Source organism: Streptomyces capoamus (genome assembly GCF_014654935.1).
GTDB lineage: Bacteria > Actinomycetota > Actinomycetes > Streptomycetales > Streptomycetaceae > Streptomyces > Streptomyces capoamus.
On record NZ_BNBF01000013.1, the window covers coordinates 115,058 to 131,226 of the forward strand.

12 protein-coding genes and 1 pseudogene are annotated in these 16,169 nt (G+C 72.1%); 7 read left to right on the forward strand and 6 right to left on the reverse strand.

Translation table 11 applies throughout. The annotated features are described in order from the left end of the window. Positions 1–95, reverse strand: a pseudogene (locus IE312_RS41175) (two-component system response regulator); the annotation flags it as partial. A gap of 157 nt (positions 96–252) precedes the next feature. Between IE312_RS41175 and IE312_RS21215 the strand changes: the two are divergent. The 3 genes from IE312_RS21215 (at position 253) to IE312_RS21225 (ending at position 3,038) form a co-directional block, all read left to right on the forward strand. After that, positions 253–1,068, forward strand: a complete 816-nt coding sequence (locus IE312_RS21215; protein WP_189983931.1) for an ABC transporter ATP-binding protein — start codon at positions 253–255, stop codon at positions 1,066–1,068. Further along, complete coding sequence (locus IE312_RS21220) at positions 1,058–1,921, forward strand: ABC transporter permease (protein ID WP_189983932.1); 864 nt, start codon at positions 1,058–1,060, stop codon at positions 1,919–1,921. The genes IE312_RS21215 and IE312_RS21220 overlap by 11 nt, the downstream gene beginning before the upstream one ends. A 64-nt stretch (positions 1,922–1,985) precedes the next feature. After that, positions 1,986–3,038, forward strand: a complete 1,053-nt coding sequence (locus IE312_RS21225) for an ABC transporter substrate-binding protein (RefSeq protein WP_189983933.1) — start codon at positions 1,986–1,988, stop codon at positions 3,036–3,038. Between the two features lie 18 nt (positions 3,039–3,056). Here the strand turns inward: IE312_RS21225 and IE312_RS21230 are convergent, their stop codons facing one another. From IE312_RS21230 to IE312_RS21245, 4 genes are all read right to left on the reverse strand, one after another. Next, positions 3,057–3,737: a response regulator gene (locus tag IE312_RS21230; RefSeq protein WP_189983934.1), complete on the reverse strand. Its 681-nt coding sequence runs from the start codon at positions 3,735–3,737 to the stop codon at positions 3,057–3,059. Continuing rightward, positions 3,734–5,413 carry an ATP-binding protein gene (locus IE312_RS21235; protein ID WP_189983935.1) on the reverse strand — a complete coding sequence of 560 codons (1,680 nt, stop codon included), beginning with the start codon at positions 5,411–5,413 and terminating at the stop codon, positions 3,734–3,736. Before IE312_RS21235 ends, IE312_RS21230 begins: the two co-directional genes overlap by 4 nt. Positions 5,414–5,525: 112 nt before the next feature. Beyond that, complete coding sequence (locus IE312_RS21240; RefSeq protein ID WP_189983936.1) at positions 5,526–6,467, reverse strand: ferredoxin family protein; 942 nt, start codon at positions 6,465–6,467, stop codon at positions 5,526–5,528. 53 nt (positions 6,468–6,520) lie between these two features. Next, a complete protein-coding gene (locus tag IE312_RS21245) occupies positions 6,521–7,777 on the reverse strand; it encodes a citrate synthase (protein WP_189983937.1) in 1,257 nt (418 codons plus the stop codon). Between the two features lie 112 nt (positions 7,778–7,889). On the opposite strand from IE312_RS21245, the gene IE312_RS21250 reads away from it, so the two are divergent. Together IE312_RS21250 and IE312_RS21255 are read left to right on the forward strand one after the other, a co-directional pair. Further along, positions 7,890–9,056 (forward strand): citrate synthase/methylcitrate synthase, encoded by a 1,167-nt coding sequence (locus IE312_RS21250; RefSeq protein ID WP_189983938.1) that lies wholly within the window; start codon positions 7,890–7,892, stop codon positions 9,054–9,056. Positions 9,057–9,202: 146 nt separating this feature from the next. Beyond that, positions 9,203–10,357, forward strand: coding sequence for a CobW family GTP-binding protein (locus IE312_RS21255; protein WP_189983939.1), 1,155 nt, complete (start codon positions 9,203–9,205; stop codon positions 10,355–10,357). Positions 10,358–10,457: 100 nt separating this feature from the next. On the opposite strand, the gene IE312_RS21260 is transcribed toward IE312_RS21255, so the two are convergent. Beyond that, on the reverse strand, positions 10,458–12,917 hold the full coding sequence (locus IE312_RS21260) for a DNA gyrase/topoisomerase IV subunit A (protein WP_189983940.1): 2,460 nt from the start codon (positions 12,915–12,917) through the stop codon (positions 10,458–10,460). A 297-nt stretch (positions 12,918–13,214) separates the two neighbouring features. Here IE312_RS21260 and IE312_RS21265 point away from each other — a divergent pair, with 297 nt between their 5' ends. Next, a complete protein-coding gene (locus tag IE312_RS21265) occupies positions 13,215–14,618 on the forward strand; it encodes a M16 family metallopeptidase (protein WP_189983941.1) in 1,404 nt (467 codons plus the stop codon). Next, entirely contained in the window at positions 14,615–16,003 is a 1,389-nt protein-coding gene (locus IE312_RS21270) for a M16 family metallopeptidase (protein ID WP_189983942.1), read from the forward strand. Before IE312_RS21265 ends, IE312_RS21270 begins: the two co-directional genes overlap by 4 nt. The last annotated feature ends 166 nt before the right edge of the window (positions 16,004–16,169 follow it).

Consider the following 16,169-nt stretch of genomic DNA (forward strand, 5'->3'; position numbering starts at 1 on the left):
CGGGCGGCCACCCGGAAGCCGGGAACCTTTCCCACGTACTTGGCGTTGATCTCGGCGACGCGGAAGTCGTCGTCCACCACCAGGACGTCAATCATCAGGCCTCTCCTCCAAGGCCGGCGAGCATCGAGCCCGTGTTCGGCTCCGCAGTTGTAGCGCGAGCAAAACGAGCACAACAGGTCCTTGCGAGCAAAAGAACGGCTTGTGCTCACAAGACTGCTGCTGTGGCGGGGGCCACACCTACCGTCCCGGCTCATGAGCGCACACACCAGCCCCGCCATCGAGCTGCGGGGCGCGAGCAAGATCTTCAGGACCCCGTCAGGGGGACTCCACACGGCCGTGCGCGGCCTGGACCTCACCGTGGGGCGCGGCGAGTTCGTGGCCGTCGTCGGACCGACGGGCTGCGGCAAGTCCACCACGCTGACCCTGGTCAGCGGGCTGGAGGAGCCCACCGAGGGCGAGGTGCTGGTGGCCGGGGAGCCGGTCGACGGGGTCGGCGGCAAGGTCGGCTTCGTCTTCCAGCAGGACGCCACCTTCCCCTGGCGGACGGTGCTGTCGAACGTGATGGCGGGCCCCCGCTTCCGGGGTGTACCCAAGGCGGAGGCCAAGCGGAAGGCGCGCGAGTGGCTGGCCCGGGTGGGTCTCGCCGCCTTCGAGGACCGGTATCCGCACCAGCTCTCCGGCGGTCAGCGCAAGCGCGTCGCCCTGGCGGCGACGTTCGTCAACGACCCCGAGATCCTGCTGATGGACGAGCCGTTCTCGGCGCTCGACGTGCAGACCCGGGCGCTGATGTCGGACGAGCTGCTGGAACTGTGGGAGGGCACCGGCGCCTCGGTGGTCTTCGTCACCCACGACCTGGAGGAGTCCATCGCGCTGGCCGACAGGGTCGTCGTGATGACCGCCGGGCCCGCGACCGTGAAGCAGATCTTCGACATCGACCTGCCCCGCCCGCGGAAGGTCGAGTCGGTGCGCCTGGAGCCGCGGTTCATCGAGATCTACCGCGAGATCTGGGAGTCCCTCGGCGAAGAGGTCCGCATCACCCGCGAGAGGGGTGCCGCTCATGTCGCCTGAGGTTCTCGGCACTCCGGTCGTGGACACCGCCAAGACACCCGGTCGCGCACAGACCCGCGCCCAGGCCGCCCGCCGGCGCAAGGTCCTGGTCGGCGTCGCACGCGTGGTGCTGCTGGTGGTCGTCCTCGGCGCGTGGGAGACGCTGTCCCGCGCCGAGGTCATCGATCCTTTCAACTTCTCGATGCCCTCGAAGATCTGGGACCAGATCTACACCTGGGTGACCCATGGGACGGCGCTCGGTTCACTGGGCGAGCAGATCTGGTACACGCTCCACGAGGCACTGCTCGGCTGGGTCATCGGTGTGGTCGCCGGGGTGCTCCTCGGTATCGCGCTCGGGCGGATCCGATTGCTCGCCGAGATCCTTGGTCCGTACATCAAGGTGCTCAACTCGATTCCCAGGATCGTGCTGGCGCCCATCTTCCTGATCTGGTTCGGCCTCGGTCCGTCCTCCAAGGTGGCCTCCGCCGTGGTGCTCGTCTTTTTCCCGGTGTTCTTCAACGCCTTCCAGGGCGCCCGCGAGGTGGACCGCAACCTGGTGGCCAACGCCCGCATCCTGGGCGCCGGCGACCGCAGGGTGACCCTCCAGGTGGTGGTTCCGTCGGCCACCTCCTGGATCTTCACCAGCCTCCACGTCAGCTTCGGCTTCGCGCTCATCGGCGCGATCGTCGGCGAGTACATCGGCGCGACCAAGGGCATCGGCCTGCTCGTCGCGCAGTCGCAGAACACCTTCAACGCGGCCGGCGTGTACGCCGCGATGGTCATCCTCGCCGTCGTCGCCCTCGTCGCCGAAGGGCTGCTCACCTTCGCCGAGCGCCGCATCTTCCGCTGGCGGCCCAGCGGCTCCGACGGCTGACCGGTCCCCTCGCCGCCCCCCCGCGCCTCCTCCCGCACCGCCCACTCACAAGGACGTGAACCGCATGCGCAAGACCGCCGGATACGCCTCCCTCGCCGTCACCGGACTGCTCGCCCTCTCCTCCCTGACCGGCTGCGCCAACGACGCGGCAGGCTCCACGGCCGACGCCGGCGGCGGTGGCGGCAAGGGCGAGAGCGTCAAGATCATGGTCGGCGGCCTGGACAAGGTCATCTACCTGCCGGCGATGCTCACCCAGCGCCTCGGCTACTTCCAGGCCGAGGGACTGAACGTCCAGCTCCTCAGCGAGCCCGCCGGCGTCCAGGCCGAGACCGCGCTCGTCTCCGGTCAGGTGCAGGGCGCGGTCGGCTTCTACGACCACACGCTCGACCTGCAGGTGAAGGGCAAGTCGGTGGAGTCGGTCGTGCAGTTCTCGCACGCGCCCGGCGAGGTCGAGGTCGTCTCGGGCAAGGCCGCCGGCGAGCTCACCTCGCCCAAGGATTTCAAGGGCCGCAAGCTGGGCGTGACCGGCCTCGGGTCCTCGACCGACTTCCTCACCAAGTACCTGGCGGTCAAGAACGGGGTGAGGATCAGCGAGTTCACGCCGGTCGCGGTGGGAGCGGGGCCGACGTTCATCGCGGCCCTCCAGAACGGCGCGATCGACGGCGGCATGACCACCGACCCGACCGTCGCGACGATCCTGGACAAGAAGGCCGGGAAGATCCTCATCGACATGCGCACCCCCGAGGGCTCGCAGCAGGCGCTCGGCGGGCCGTACCCCTCGTCCAGTCTGTACATGCAGACGGACTGGGTGAACGGACACAAGGACACCGTCCAGAAGTTGGCCAATGCATTCGTCAAGACGCTCAAGTGGATGTCCACGCACAGCGCCGACGAGATCGCGGCGAAGATGCCCGCCGACTACTCCCAGGGCGACAAGGCCCTGTACGCGCAGGCCATCAAGAGCACGCTGCCGATGTTCACCGACGACGGCGTGATGCCCCAGGGCGGTCCCGAGACCGTCGAGAAGGTCCTCAAGGCGTTCAACCCCAACGTCAAGAACGCGAAGGTCGACTTGAGCAGGACGTACACGACCGAGTTCGTCAAGGCGGTCAAGTGACCGCCGCCTGACACGCGCTCAGGCGCGGGTCGCCCACACGTAACGGTGTTCCGGGCGGCCCGCGTCGCCGTACTTGAGGGTCAGCCGGGCCCTGCCCGTGCGCTCCAGCAGCTTCAGGTACCGCTGGGCGGTCTGCCGGCTCACCCCCGTCCGCTCGGCGATCTCCTGGGCGGACAGGGGACGTTCCGCGCCCAGCAGAGCCTGGCGCACCAGCTCGGCCGTCGTGGGGGAGTGGCCCTTGGGCAGTCCGGGCTCCGACGGGGCGGACAGGGCGCCGAAGATCCGGTCCACCTCCGCCTGCTCGGCCTCGCCGCCGCCGTCCAGGGTCCGCCGCAGCTCGGCGTACGCTTCCAGCTTCGCCCGCAGCCCGGCGAACGCGAACGGCTTCACGAGGTACTGCAACGCACCCTGCCGCATGGCCGCCTGCACGGTCGACACGTCCCGCGCCGCCGTCACCATGATCACGTCGGTCTGGTGGCCGCGCCGGCGCATCTCCCGGACGACCGAGAGCCCCGTGTCGTCGGGCAGGTAGTGGTCCATCAGCACCAGGTCCAGCCGGGGCAGGGTCTCCACCCGGCGCAACGCCTCGGCCGCGCTGTGCGCCTCGCCGGCCACATGGAAACCGGGCACCTTCTCCACGTAGGCGGCGTTGACCCGGGCTACGCGGGTGTCGTCGTCCACGACCAGGACCTCGATCATCGCGCTTCCTCCTCGGCGACGGCGGCTGCCCCCAGGGGCCGTTCGGGCACCGCGGGGGGCCCTTCCGGTTCGGTCAGCGCCTCGGGCAGGACCACGGTGAATTCCGCGCCGCCTCCGGCGGCCGTGCCCACGGTCGCGCTCCCGCCCTGCCGCTCGGCGAGCCGGCGCACCAGGGACAGCCCGATCCCCCGCTTGCCGTGCGCCGGCGGCTTCTTGGTGGTCCAGCCCTCCGTGAAGACCAGCTCGCGTTGGTCCTCGGGGATGCCGGGGCCCGTGTCGTGCACCGTCAGGACGACCGTACGGCCCTGTGCGCGCAACTCGACCTCCACGCGCGCGTGCGCGGTGCCCGCGACCGCGTCCAGCGCGTTGTCCACGAGGTTGCCCACGACCGTGACCACGCCCCGGGGATCGATCAACCGGTCCGGGAGCCGGGTGCGCTCGGACACCCACAGGGCGACTCCGCGCTCGGCCGCCACGGTCGCCTTGCCCACCAGCAGCGCGGCCAGGAGCGGATCCCCGATCTTCTCCGTGACCTGCTCGGCGGTGACCCTGTGGTCCCCGACCACCTCCCCGACGAACTCCACGGCGTCCTCGTACATCTCCAGCTCCAGCAGTCCCAGCAGGGTGTGCATGCGGTTGGCGTGTTCGTGGTCCTGCGCGCGCAGGGCGTCGATCAGCCCGCGCGTGGAGTCGAGTTCACGCCCGAGCTGCTCCAGTTCGGTGCGGTCGCGCAGGGTGGCCACGGCGCCGCCGTCGCCGGTGGGCATGCGGTTGGCGACCAGGACGCGCCGGCCGCGCACGGTGAGCAGATCGGTACCGGTCACCCGGCCGGTCAGCACGTCCGTCGCGCGACCCGCGCCCAGCGCCTCGTCGGGGGTCCGTCCGACGGCCTCGTCACCGATGCCCAGCAGTCGTCGCGCCTCGTCGTTGAGCAGGCGGACACGGCCGTCCCGGTCGAGGGCGACGACGCCCTCCCGGATGCCGTGCAGCATCGCCTCGCGCTCCGCGAGCAGCGCCGAGATGTCGGAGAAGGCCAGGTCCCGGGTCTGCCGCTGGACCCGGCGGGAGATCAGCCAGGCGGCCAGCGCGCCCACCGCGAGCGCACCGCCGGCGTACGCGAACAACCCCGGGATCGCGCTGATCAGCCGCGCCCGCACGCTGTCGTAGGCGATGCCGACCGAGACCGCGCCGACGATGCGGTGCCGGGCGTCGTACAGCGGCACCTTGCCGCGCGCCGAGCGTCCGAGGGTGCCCTTGTCGATCTCCATGACCTCCTCGCCCCGCAGGGCGTCGGAGGGGTCGGTGGAGACGTGCCGGCCGATCTCCGAGGGCGTGGGGTGCGACCAGCGCACCCCGTCCCGGTTCAGCACCACGATGTACTCGGCGTGCGTGGCCCGCCGGATCCGCTCGGCCTCCCGCTGCACCGGGCCGTTCCGGGCCGGGGGCGTGGTCAGGACGCCCTCCGCGATGTGCGGGTCCTGGGCGGTGGTCTCGGCGATGGCCAGCGCGCGGCGCATCGCCTCCTGGTCCAGCTGTTTGCTGAGCGGCGCCAGGAAGAGCCCGGTCGCGAGCACCGCGACTCCCGCGGCGATCGCCACCTGCATCAGCAGCACCTGGGAGAACATCCGCCGGGGCAGTCCGAGGCGCAGACGACGGGCGGGGGGAGTCGGGCTCATGCCCACGACGGTACGTGGGGCGGCCGGGAGCACCCCAGGGGGTGTGGTGTGGATCTCCGGGTCAACCTGTTGATCCATGGTTGACGGCGAGCGGGTCGGCAGCGGTACGACGCTAGCTCGCCAGTGCCGTCGGCCCCAGCTCGCGCACCTCGACCACGTCCATCCGCGCCGGCGTACCGAACACCGCGGCGCCACAGCTCTCCGGGCGGGGCGGCAGCGACGCCCCCTGGACCATGGTGACCCGCCACCGGCGGCCGTCCGCGTGCACGACGGTGACCTCGCGGCGCGCAGCCGTGCCGGCCGTCCGTACGACGCTCAGCACACCGGTCCGGTACTCGCCCGCGAACGACCGGACGGCCAGCTCCGCCGCCTGCCCGGGCCGCTCCCACGCGGTGCACCCCCGGCAGCCCTCGACGACCACGCGCCCCTCCTGGACGCCGAGCAGGGCCTCCTTGACGGTGTGCGCCTCGGCACGGCCGTAGGCGTAGCCGTAGGGCAGGACGAGCACCGTGGGCGCGAACCGATGGCCACCCAGATGGGTGACCTCCCAGACGCCGCGCACCCCGGAGGCGACCAGCTCCGTGGCGAGGGGACGGCCCAGGAGGGCGCAGCAGCGGTCGCGCTTGCCGTTGGTGCACACGAGCGCGAGCGGGTCACCGCGGTGCGGCTGCCCGCCGAGGACCGCGCCGAAGGAACGGTGGTCGCCGGCTCCGAGGCCGGCGAGGTCCAGGTCGAGCAGTCGTTCCGGATCGCGGGTGGTGGCGCTGTGCAGCCACACGTTCCCCGGGACGGTGTGGGCGGCGTACACCCGCCGGATCGCGGGCGTGCCGGGGTCCGCGTGGCGCCCGGGGCGCCGGATCAGGGCGACGCGCACGCCCGTTCCCTCGGCGGCGGCCTCCAGCGCCCGGCCCAGCGCGGGGTCCAGGTGGCTGGAGGTGAGCGCTTTGTCGCCCCACGGACCGGGCTGTTCCAGCAGCAGCCACGTCGTCGCCGTGGCCGCCGTGCCGGAAACGGGCTCGTCGAGGCTCCGGGAGACGGTCGCACACCTACTCACACAGGTGAGCCTAACCTGACTCGTCCCGGCGGCACTTCCGGTGGTGCCGTGTCCTACTCCGGGAGGGGCTGCGGCGGGCGCGGACCGACGTAGTGGCCGCTGGGGCGCATGCGCAGCGGGCGCTCGCCGTACTCCTCCAGGGCGTGGGCGATCCAGCCCGCGGTGCGGGCCACGGCGAAGATCGTCTCGCCGGCCGTGGCCTGCATGCCGCTGGACGCGGTGAACACCGCGAGCGCCAGGTCCACGTTGGCGTGCAGCGGGGTGTGCCGGGCGGTCGTGGTGACGATGTCGCGGGCCGCGAGCAGCGCGGACTCCGCGCCGGGCAGCTCCTCCAGGAGGCCGAAGAGCGCCCGCGCGCGCGGATCCTCGCCCGCGTACAGCCGGTGACCGAGGCCGGGGACGCGGCGGCCCGCGCGCAGTTCGGCGGCGATCACCGGGACCGCCGTGCCCTGGTCGAGCACGTCCAGCAGCATCCGGTGGGCCAGACCGCTGGCGGCGCCGTGCAGCGGTCCCTCCAGAACGCCGAGCCCCGCCGAGACCGCCGCGTACGCGTGCGCGCGGGCCGAGGCGGCGACGCGGACCGCGAGCGTCGACGCGGCCAGGTCGTGGTCGGCGAGCAGCGCCAGCGCGGTGTCCAGGACGCGCAGGGAGGCCTCGTCGGCCGGGCGGCCGGTCAGCCGGGTCCACAGGCGGTGGGCCAGCGGACCGTCGTCCTTGCGTTCGTACCCGGCCGGCGGGAGCGCGGCGACCAGGGTGGGGACGAGGATGCGCGCGGTGCTCAGCACGGCCTCCTCCGACAGGTCGAAGCGCAGCGGGTCCTCCGCCGCCGCGGCGACCGCTGCGACCCGCAGCCGGTCGACGGGGGAAGCGTGCTCGGACAGGGCGTCCACCGCGCGGCGGGCGACCTCCACGGTGGCCCCGGGTGCCCGGAAGGCCGCCCCCGGGCTCGTCCGGCCCGTCCACAGCCACTCCGCGACCTCCTCGTAGGAGTGGCGGGCGGCCAGCTCGACGGCGTCCGCGCCGCGATAGAAGTACCGGCCCTGCTCGATCAGCGTGATCCGCGTGCGGACCGACAGGTCCCCGCCCGAGCCCGGACTCCCGGCCGCCTCGCGCCGGTTGCGGCGGGCGAGGGCCTCCACCTCCTTGGCGTCGAAGGTGCTGGCCCGGCCGCCGGGCTCGCGTCTGCTGCTGAGCAGGCCGCGGCTCACGTACGCGTAGACCGTCTCGGGCTTCACGCCGAGGAACTCGGCGGTCTCCCTGGTGGTCAGCCGGTGCCCGGAGCGTCGGGGAGCGGTGTCGTGATCGCGCATGGACGCCACCGTAGCCGTGTCTGCACACGTTGATGACTACACATTGATCAGGTCAATATTGACAGTTGGTAAGTCAAGCATGGACAGTCTGATCAAGTCGAAGGAGGAAACCATGGCCACCAACAGGACCGACACCCCGCTCATAGAAACCCCGCGCGGCCTCGCGGGCGTCGTCGTCGCCGAGACCGAGATCGGCGACGTCCGGGGCCGGGAGGGCTTCTACCACTACCGCCAGTACCCGGCCGTCGACCTCGCCCGTACCCGCGGCTTCGAGGACGTCTGGCACCTCCTGGTCCACGGCGCGCTCCCTGACGCGCGCCGCGGCGCCGCCTTCGCCGCCGAGACCGCCGCACTGCGCCGCCTGCCCGCCGAGGTGCGTGCGGCGCTGCCCGCGATCGCCGAGGCCGGCCGGCTCGCCGGGCCGCTGGCCGGGCTGCGCACCGCCCTGTCCCTGCTGGGCGCCGCCCGCGGCTTCCGGCCGGTGTACGACATCGACCCGGACCAGCGGCGGGCCGACGCCGTGGCCGCCTGTGCGGCCGTACCCACCCTGCTGACCGCGCTGTACCGGCTCGGCCGCGGCCTCGACCCCGTGGAGCCGCGCGAGGACCTCTCCTACGCGGCCAACTACCTGTACATGTTGACCGGTTCGGAGCCGGATCCGCGTCGGGTCCGTGCGGTCGAGCAATACTTGATCTCCACCATTGATCACGGGTTCAATGCGTCAACCTTCACCGCGCGCGTCATCGCGTCCACCGGTGCCGACGTCACGGCCTGCCTCACCGGGGCCGTCGGCGCCCTCTCCGGCCCGCTGCACGGAGGGGCGCCCAGCAGGGCCCTGGACACGCTGGACGCGATCGGCACCCCCGACCGGATCGACGCCTGGATCCGCGCACGGGTGCTCGCCGGCGACCGGATCATGGGCTTCGGTCACGCCGTCTACCGCACGGAGGACCCCCGTTCGCGGATGCTGCGCGAGATCGCCCTCGGCTTCGGCGGCCCCCGGGTCGACTTCGCGGTGGAGGTCGAGCGCCGGGTGGAGGCCCTCCTCGCCGAGCTGAAGCCCGGCCGCGAACTCCACACGAACGTCGAGTTCTACGCCGGTGTCGTCATGGAACTGTGCGGCCTGCCCCGGGAGATGTTCACCCCGACCTTCGCGGCGGCACGCGTGGTCGGCTGGAGCGCCAACATCCTGGAACAGGCCGCCGACCCGAAGATCATCCGCCCGGTGGCGCGGTACGTGGGCCCAAAGCCCCAGGTGCCGGTGGCCTCCGGCCGCTGACGCGCCGGCCACCCGGGCGGGGAGCCCCGGCGGCCGGCGGGCGCCGGGACGGGTCCCCACCGCTCGTATGCTGGACGACCAGTCCACGCCCTTCCGCGCGCCGGGCCGCGAGCCGGTGCGCGCTGATACGTCAGAGAGGTCGCCCGTTGGGGAACAGCCCGGCAGACAGCGGCAGCCCGCAGCAGATCCCGGTCGTCGTGCTCGCCGGTTTCCTGGGCTCCGGGAAGACCACGCTCCTCAACCATCTGCTGCACCGCAGCGGGGGCAGCCGGATCGGGGCCATCGTCAACGACTTCGGGGCCATCGAGATCGACGCCATGGCCGTCGCGGGAGCCCTCGGCGACTCGACCGTCTCCCTCGGCAACGGCTGCCTGTGCTGTGCCGTCGACGCGAGCGAACTCGACCTCTACCTGGACCGGCTCGCCGCGCCCGCCACCGGCATCGACGTGATCGTCATCGAGGCCAGCGGTCTGGCCGAGCCCCAGGAACTCGTGCGGATGGTGCTTGCCAGCGAGCATCCCGGCATCGTCTACGGCGGTCTGGTCGAAGTGGTCGACGCCGCCGAGTTCGACGACACGCGCGCGAGGCACCCCGAGATCGACCGGCACCTCGCCCTCGCCGACCTGGCCGTCGTCAACAAGCTCGACCGGACCGGCGATGCGGACCGGGTGCTGCGGCTCGTCCGCTCGCTCACCGACCGCGCCGCCGTCGTCCCCGCCACCTACGGCCGCATCGACCCCGAGTTCCTCTTCGACTGCCGGCCCAGCGAGGAGCGCGTCGGGCAGCTGTCCTTCGACGACCTGCACGATCACGACGACCCCGACCACGGCGCCGGCGACCACGGACACCTGCACACCGGTTACGACAGCCTGTCCTTCACCTCGGACGTGCCGCTGGAGCCCCGCCGGCTCATGCGGTTCCTGGACAGCCGGCCCGAGGGGCTGTACCGGATCAAGGGCTACGTCGACTTCGGGCCGTACGACCCGGTCAACCGGTACGCCGTGCACGCCGTCGGCCGGTTCCTGCGCTTCTACCCGGAGCCCTGGGTGCCCGGTGAGGACCGTCGCACCCAGCTGGTGCTGATCGGCTCCGGCATCGACGCGGGCGCTCTCGGCAAGGAACTGCAGGGATGCAAGAACGACGCCCCGCACGCCGACCAGCACGGCATGTGGGGCGTCCTGCGCTACGTACAGGGCCCGGACGACCCGGGCGGCGAGACGGACAGCGACACGGACGACGTGACGCACGACGAGACGGAAGCGGACCTGGAGGATCCGCCCGCCCTGGCTCCACCCGCCTGAACCCGTGCCGTACGGCCGGAGCCGCGCGGCCCGAGCTACCGGGCCCGAGCCGCACGGCCTGACCGGCACAGCCCGAGCCGCGCCGCCCGTCCCTGCCGCCTCAGAGCACCGGCCCCGCCACCACGGCCACCGTCTTGGGCAGCGAGACGCCCGAGCCGTCCCGGCGCGGATCCACCTCCGGCAGCGTCACCGGGGTGCCGTTCTTCTGCGCCGCGCGCGCGGGCAGCGGGCCCGCCCAGCCCAGCGACAGGCAGTCCTCGCCCTTGAGGAACCGCTGGCAGCGCACGCCGCCCGTGGCCCGGCCCTTGCGCGGGTACTGGTCGAAGGGGGTCAGTTTGGCCGTCGTCTGCACCGAGTCGTCCAGCGTGCCGCGCGAGCCCGCCACCGTGAACACCACCGCGTCGGCCGCCGGGTCGACCGCCGAGAAGGCGATCACCTTCGCGCCCTCGGCGAGCTTGATGCCCGCCATGCCGCCCGCCGGACGGCCCTGCGGCCGGACGATCGAGGCCTGGAAGCGCAGCAGCTGCGCGTCGTCCGTGATGAACACCAGGTCCTCGTCGCCGGTGCGCAGCTCCACCGCGCCGACGATCCGGTCGCCCTCCTTGAGCGTGATGACCTCCAACTCGTCCTTGTTGGACGGATAGTCGGGCACCACCCGCTTGACGACACCCTGTTCCGTGCCGAGCGCGAGACCCGGGGACGACTCGTCCAGCGTGGTCAGGCAGACCACCGTCTCGTCGTCCTCCAGGGACACGAACTCCGCCAGCGGGGCCCCGCCGGAGAGGTTCGGGGCGGGCAGCGGCTCGGGCAGCTGCGGCAGGTCGACCACGTTGATCCGCAGCAGCCGGCCCGCCGAGGTCACCGCGCCGATCACTCCGCGCGCGGTCGCCGGCACCGCCGAGACGATCACGTCGTGCTTGACGCGCTTGGCGCCCGCCGCCTCCGGGAACGGCTCCGCGGTCGCCGTACGGGCCAGCAGCCCCGTCGAGGACAGCAGCACCCGGCACGGGTCGTCGGCCACCTGCAGCGGCACCGTGGCCGCCACGGTGCCCGCGGACTCCAGCAGGACCGTGCGCCGGTCGGTGCCGAACTTCTTGGCGACGGCGGCCAGCTCGGCCGAGACCAGCTTGCGCAGCTCCGCGTCCGACTCCAGGATCCGGGTCAGCTCCTCGATCTCCGCGGTGAGCCGCTCCTTCTCCGCCTCCAGCTCGATCCGGTCGTACTTGGTGAGCCGGCGCAGCGGCGTGTCGAGGATGTACTGCGTCTGCACCTCGCTCAGCGAGAAGCGCTCCATCAGGCGCTCCTTGGCCTGCGCGGAGTTCTCGCTGGACCGGATGATCCTGATGACCTCGTCGATGTCGACCAGCGCGGTCAGCAGGCCCTCGACCAGGTGCAGCCGGTCGCGCTTCTTGCTGCGGCGGAACTCGCTGCGGCGCCGGACCACGTCGAAGCGGTGGTCGAGGTAGACCTCCAGCAGCTCCTTCAGGCCCAGGGTGAGCGGCTGGCCGTCGACCAGGGCGACGTTGTTGATGCCGAAGGACTCCTCCATCGGGGTCAGCTTGTACAGCTGCTCCAGGACGGCCTCCGGCACGAAGCCGTTCTTGATCTCGATGACGAGGCGCAGGCCGTGCTCGCGGTCGGTGAGGTCCTTGACGTCGGCGATGCCCTGGATCCTCTTCGCGTTGACCAGGTCCTTGATCTTCGCGATCACCTTCTCGGGGCCGACCGTGAACGGCAGTTCGGTGACCACCAGGCCCTTGCGGCGGGCGGTGACGGTCTCGACCGTCACGGTGGCGCGCATCTTGAAGGTGCCGCGGCCGGTGGCGTACGCGTCCCGGATGCCGTCCAGGCCGACGATCCGGCCGCCGGTGGGCAGGTCCGGGCCGGGGACGTGCTTCATCAGCGCGTCCAGGTCGGCGTTCGGGTTGCGGATCAGGTGGCGGGCGGCGGCGACGACCTCGCGCAGGTTGTGCGGCGGCATGTTCGTCGCCATGCCGACCGCGATGCCCGAGGAGCCGTTGACCAGCAGGTTCGGGAAGGCGGCGGGCAGCGCCACCGGCTCCTGCTCCTGGCCGTCGTAGTTCGGCGCGAAGTCGACCGTGTCCTCGTCGATCGACTCGGTCATCAGGCTCGTCGCCTCGGCCATCCGGCACTCGGTGTACCGCATGGCGGCCGGCGGGTCGTCGTTGCCCAGCGAACCGAAGTTGCCGTGGCCGTCGACCAGGGGCACGCGCATCGAGAAGGGCTGCGCCATGCGCACCAGGGCGTCGTAGATCGAGGCGTCGCCGTGCGGGTGCAGCTTGCCCATGACCTCGCCGACGACACGCGCGCACTTCACGTAGCCGCGCTCGGGGCGCAGGCCCATCTCGTTCATCTGGTAGACGATCCGGCGGTGCACCGGCTTGAGACCGTCACGGGCGTCCGGCAGGGCGCGTGAGTAGATGACCGAGTACGCGTATTCGAGGTAGGAGCCACGCATCTCGTCCACGACGTCGATGTCGAGGATCCTCTCCTCGAACGAATCGTCGGGCGGCGGGGTCTTCGTGCTGCGGCGGGCCATCGCTGCCTGGCTCCTTCTGATCTGGTCGCTCGCCTACGGGGCGCTCGTGCTGCTGAAGCGTTTGACGGATCTGACGCGGACCATTGTGGACCCAGGCACTGACAGCCCGTGCCACCGCCCGCTCCGGTCGGGCTCGCCCGGACCGGCGGGGCGGAGTCCGACGCAGGCTACGCGATCCGCTGTGGGCGTACGTCGCGCGGGAACTTCGCCGAGGCCCCGCACGCTTTGCATACAGTGGCAGGAACGGCAGGAAAACCGCGGTTTCCATCAACCGCCTCCGCTCGCGAAGGGACGTACATGCCCATGGGTCACACGACCACAGCCGAGGCAGGCTCCGGGGGCCTGACAGCGACCGAGCACCGCCTGGCCAACGGTCTGCGCGTGGTGCTCTCCGAGGACCACCTGACCCCGGTGGCGGCGGTCTGCCTCTGGTACGACGTCGGCTCGCGCCACGAGGTCAAGGGCCGTACGGGCCTGGCGCACCTCTTCGAGCACCTGATGTTCCAGGGTTCCGCGCAGGTCAAGGGCAACGGCCACTTCGAGCTGGTGCAGGGCGCCGGCGGCTCGCTCAACGGGACGACCAGTTTCGAGCGCACGAACTACTTCGAGACGATGCCCGCCCACCAGCTGGAGCTGGCGCTCTGGCTGGAGGCCGACCGCATGGGCTCGCTGCTGGCCGCCCTGGACGAGGAGTCCATGGAGAACCAGCGGGACGTCGTCAAGAACGAGCGCCGCCAGCGCTACGACAACGTGCCGTACGGCACCGCCTTCGAGAAGCTGACCGCGCTCTCCTACCCGGAGGGCCACCCCTACCACCACACGCCGATCGGTTCGATGGCGGACCTGGACGCGGCCACCCTGGAGGACGCCCGCCAGTTCTTCCGCACCTACTACGCGCCGAACAACGCGGTGCTCTCCGTGGTCGGTGACATCGACTCCGAGCAGACCCTCGCCTGGGTCGAGAAGTACTTCGGCTCCATCACGTCCCACGACGGCAAGCCCGCGCCCCGCGACGGTTCCCTGCCGGACGTCATCGGCGAGCAGAAGCGCGAGGTCGTCGTGGAGGAGGTCCCGGCGCGCGCGCTGATGGCCGCCTACCGGCTCCCGCACGACGGCACGCGCGCGTGCGACGCGGCCGACCTCGCCCTGACCGTCCTCGGCGGCGGCGAGTCCTCCCGCCTGTACAACCGGCTGGTGCGCCGGGACCGCACGGCGGTCGCGGCCGGCTTCGGCCTGCTGCGCCTGGCCGACGCGCCCTCCATGGGCTGGCTGGACGTGAAGACCTCCGGTGACGTCGAGGTGCCGGTCATCGAGACCGCCATCGACGAGGAACTCGCCCGGTTCGCCGCGGAGGGCCCCACGCCCGAGGAGATGGAGCGGGCCCAGGCCCAGCTGGAGCGCGAATGGCTGGACCGGCTCGGCACGGTCGCCGGCCGCGCAGACGAACTGTGCCGGTTCGCGGTCCTGTTCGGCGACCCGCAGCTGGCCCTGACCGCCGTCCAGCGGGTCCTGGAGGTGACCCCGGAGGAGGTCCAGGAGGTCGCGGCAGCCCGCCTGCGGCCCGACAACCGCGCGGTCCTCGTCTACGAGCCGAAGTCCCCGCAGACCGTCGAGGACGCCGGCGTCCCCGAGGACCCGGAGCAGGAAGCCACCGTAGAGGCGGGCCGCAACGAGACCGAGACCGAGGAGACGGCCAAGTGACCGAGCTCGCCACCATGGACTTCCACCCCCAGCCGCAGCCCGGCGAGGCGCGGCCCTGGGCGTTCCCGGCCCCGGAGCGCGGCACCCTCGGCAACGGCCTGACCGTGCTGCGCTGCCACCGCCCCGGCCAGCAGGTCGTCGCCGTGGAGGTGCTGCTGGACGCGCCGCTGGACGCCGAGCCGGCCGGCCTGGACGGCGTGGCCACGATCATGGCGCGGGCCTTCTCCGAGGGCACCGACAAGCACTCCGCCGAGGAGTTCGCCGCCGAACTGGAGCGCGCGGGCGCCACCCTGGACGCGCACGCCGACCACCCCGGCGTCCGGCTCAGCCTGGAGGTCCCCGCCTCGCGGCTGGCCAAGGGCCTCGGGCTGCTCTCCGACGCCCTGCGCGCGCCCGCCTTCGCCGAGAGCGAGGTCGAGCGCCTCGTCCGCAACCGCCTGGACGAGATCCCGCACGAGCTGGCCAACCCCTCCCGCCGGGCCGCCAAGGAACTCTCCAAGGAGCTGTTCCCGGCGACCTCGCGCATGTCCCGGCCGCGCCAGGGCACCGAGGAGACGGTCGAGAAGATCGACGCCGGGGCCGTACGCGCCTTCTACGACCGCCACGTGCGGCCCGCCACGGCCACCGTGGTCGTCGTCGGCGACCTGACCGGCACCGACCTGGACGCGCTGCTCGACGACACCCTGGGCGCCTGGACCGGCACCCCGGGCGAGCCCCGGCCGGTGCCCCCGGTGACCGCGGACGACACCGGACGCGTGGTCATCGTGGACCGGCCCGGCGCCGTCCAGACGCAGCTGCTCATCGGCCGCATCGGCCCCGACCGGCACGACCGGGTGTGGCCCGCCCAGGTGCTCGGCACGTACTGCCTCGGCGGGACCCTCACCTCGCGCCTGGACCGCGTGCTGCGCGAGGAGAAGGGCTACACCTACGGCGTGCGCTCCTTCGGCCAGGTCCTCAGGTCCGCGCCGGACGGCACGGGCGCGTCGATGCTCGCCATCAGCGGCTCCGTGGACACGCCGAACACCGGCCCGGCCCTGGAGGACCTGTGGAAGGTGCTGCGGACCCTCGCGGAGGAGGGCCTGACCGACGCCGAACGGGACGTCGCCGTGCAGAACCTCGTCGGTGTGGCGCCGCTGAAGTACGAGACCGCGGCGGCCGTCGCGAGCACGCTGGCCGACCAGGTCGAGCAGCACCTGCCCGACGACTTCCAGGCCACGCTGTACCGGCAGCTGGCCGCCACGGGCACGGTGGAGGCCACCGCGGCCGTCGTGAACGCCTTCCCGGTGGACCGCCTGGTGACCGTCCTCGTCGGTGACGCGGCGCGGATCAAGGCGCCGGTGGAGGCGCTGGGCATCGGTGAAGTGACCGTGGTGGCGGCCGAGTAACGGCACGCGCGCGAGGGCCCTGGCGACCTACGGGTCGTCAGGGCCCCGCTGTTCCACTCGACCCCTCAGATGCCCGTTTTGGGGCGGAGGTTGCCTGTCTGCCCTGTGGGATGCGCTACAAAAACCCGGCTGCGTTTGAGGATTGAAAGCGTGCCGCCGTAGCGTC

Excerpts from the sequence above, each read along its gene's own strand:
- IE312_RS21250 (WP_189983938.1), top strand. The coding sequence starts at position 7,890 with ATGGCCACCAACAGGACCGACACCCCGCTCATAGAAACCCCGCGCGGC.
- IE312_RS21220 (WP_189983932.1), top strand. The coding sequence starts at position 1,058 with ATGTCGCCTGAGGTTCTCGGCACTCCGGTCGTGGACACCGCCAAGACA.
- IE312_RS21225 (WP_189983933.1), top strand. The coding sequence starts at position 1,986 with ATGCGCAAGACCGCCGGATACGCCTCCCTCGCCGTCACCGGACTGCTC.
- IE312_RS21245 (WP_189983937.1), bottom strand. The coding sequence starts at position 7,777 with ATGCGCGATCACGACACCGCTCCCCGACGCTCCGGGCACCGGCTGACC.
- IE312_RS21215 (WP_189983931.1), top strand. The coding sequence starts at position 253 with ATGAGCGCACACACCAGCCCCGCCATCGAGCTGCGGGGCGCGAGCAAG.
- IE312_RS21235 (WP_189983935.1), bottom strand. The coding sequence starts at position 5,413 with ATGAGCCCGACTCCCCCCGCCCGTCGTCTGCGCCTCGGACTGCCCCGG.
- IE312_RS21230 (WP_189983934.1), bottom strand. The coding sequence starts at position 3,737 with ATGATCGAGGTCCTGGTCGTGGACGACGACACCCGCGTAGCCCGGGTC.
- IE312_RS21265 (WP_189983941.1), top strand. The coding sequence starts at position 13,215 with ATGCCCATGGGTCACACGACCACAGCCGAGGCAGGCTCCGGGGGCCTG.
- IE312_RS21260 (WP_189983940.1), bottom strand. The coding sequence starts at position 12,917 with ATGGCCCGCCGCAGCACGAAGACCCCGCCGCCCGACGATTCGTTCGAG.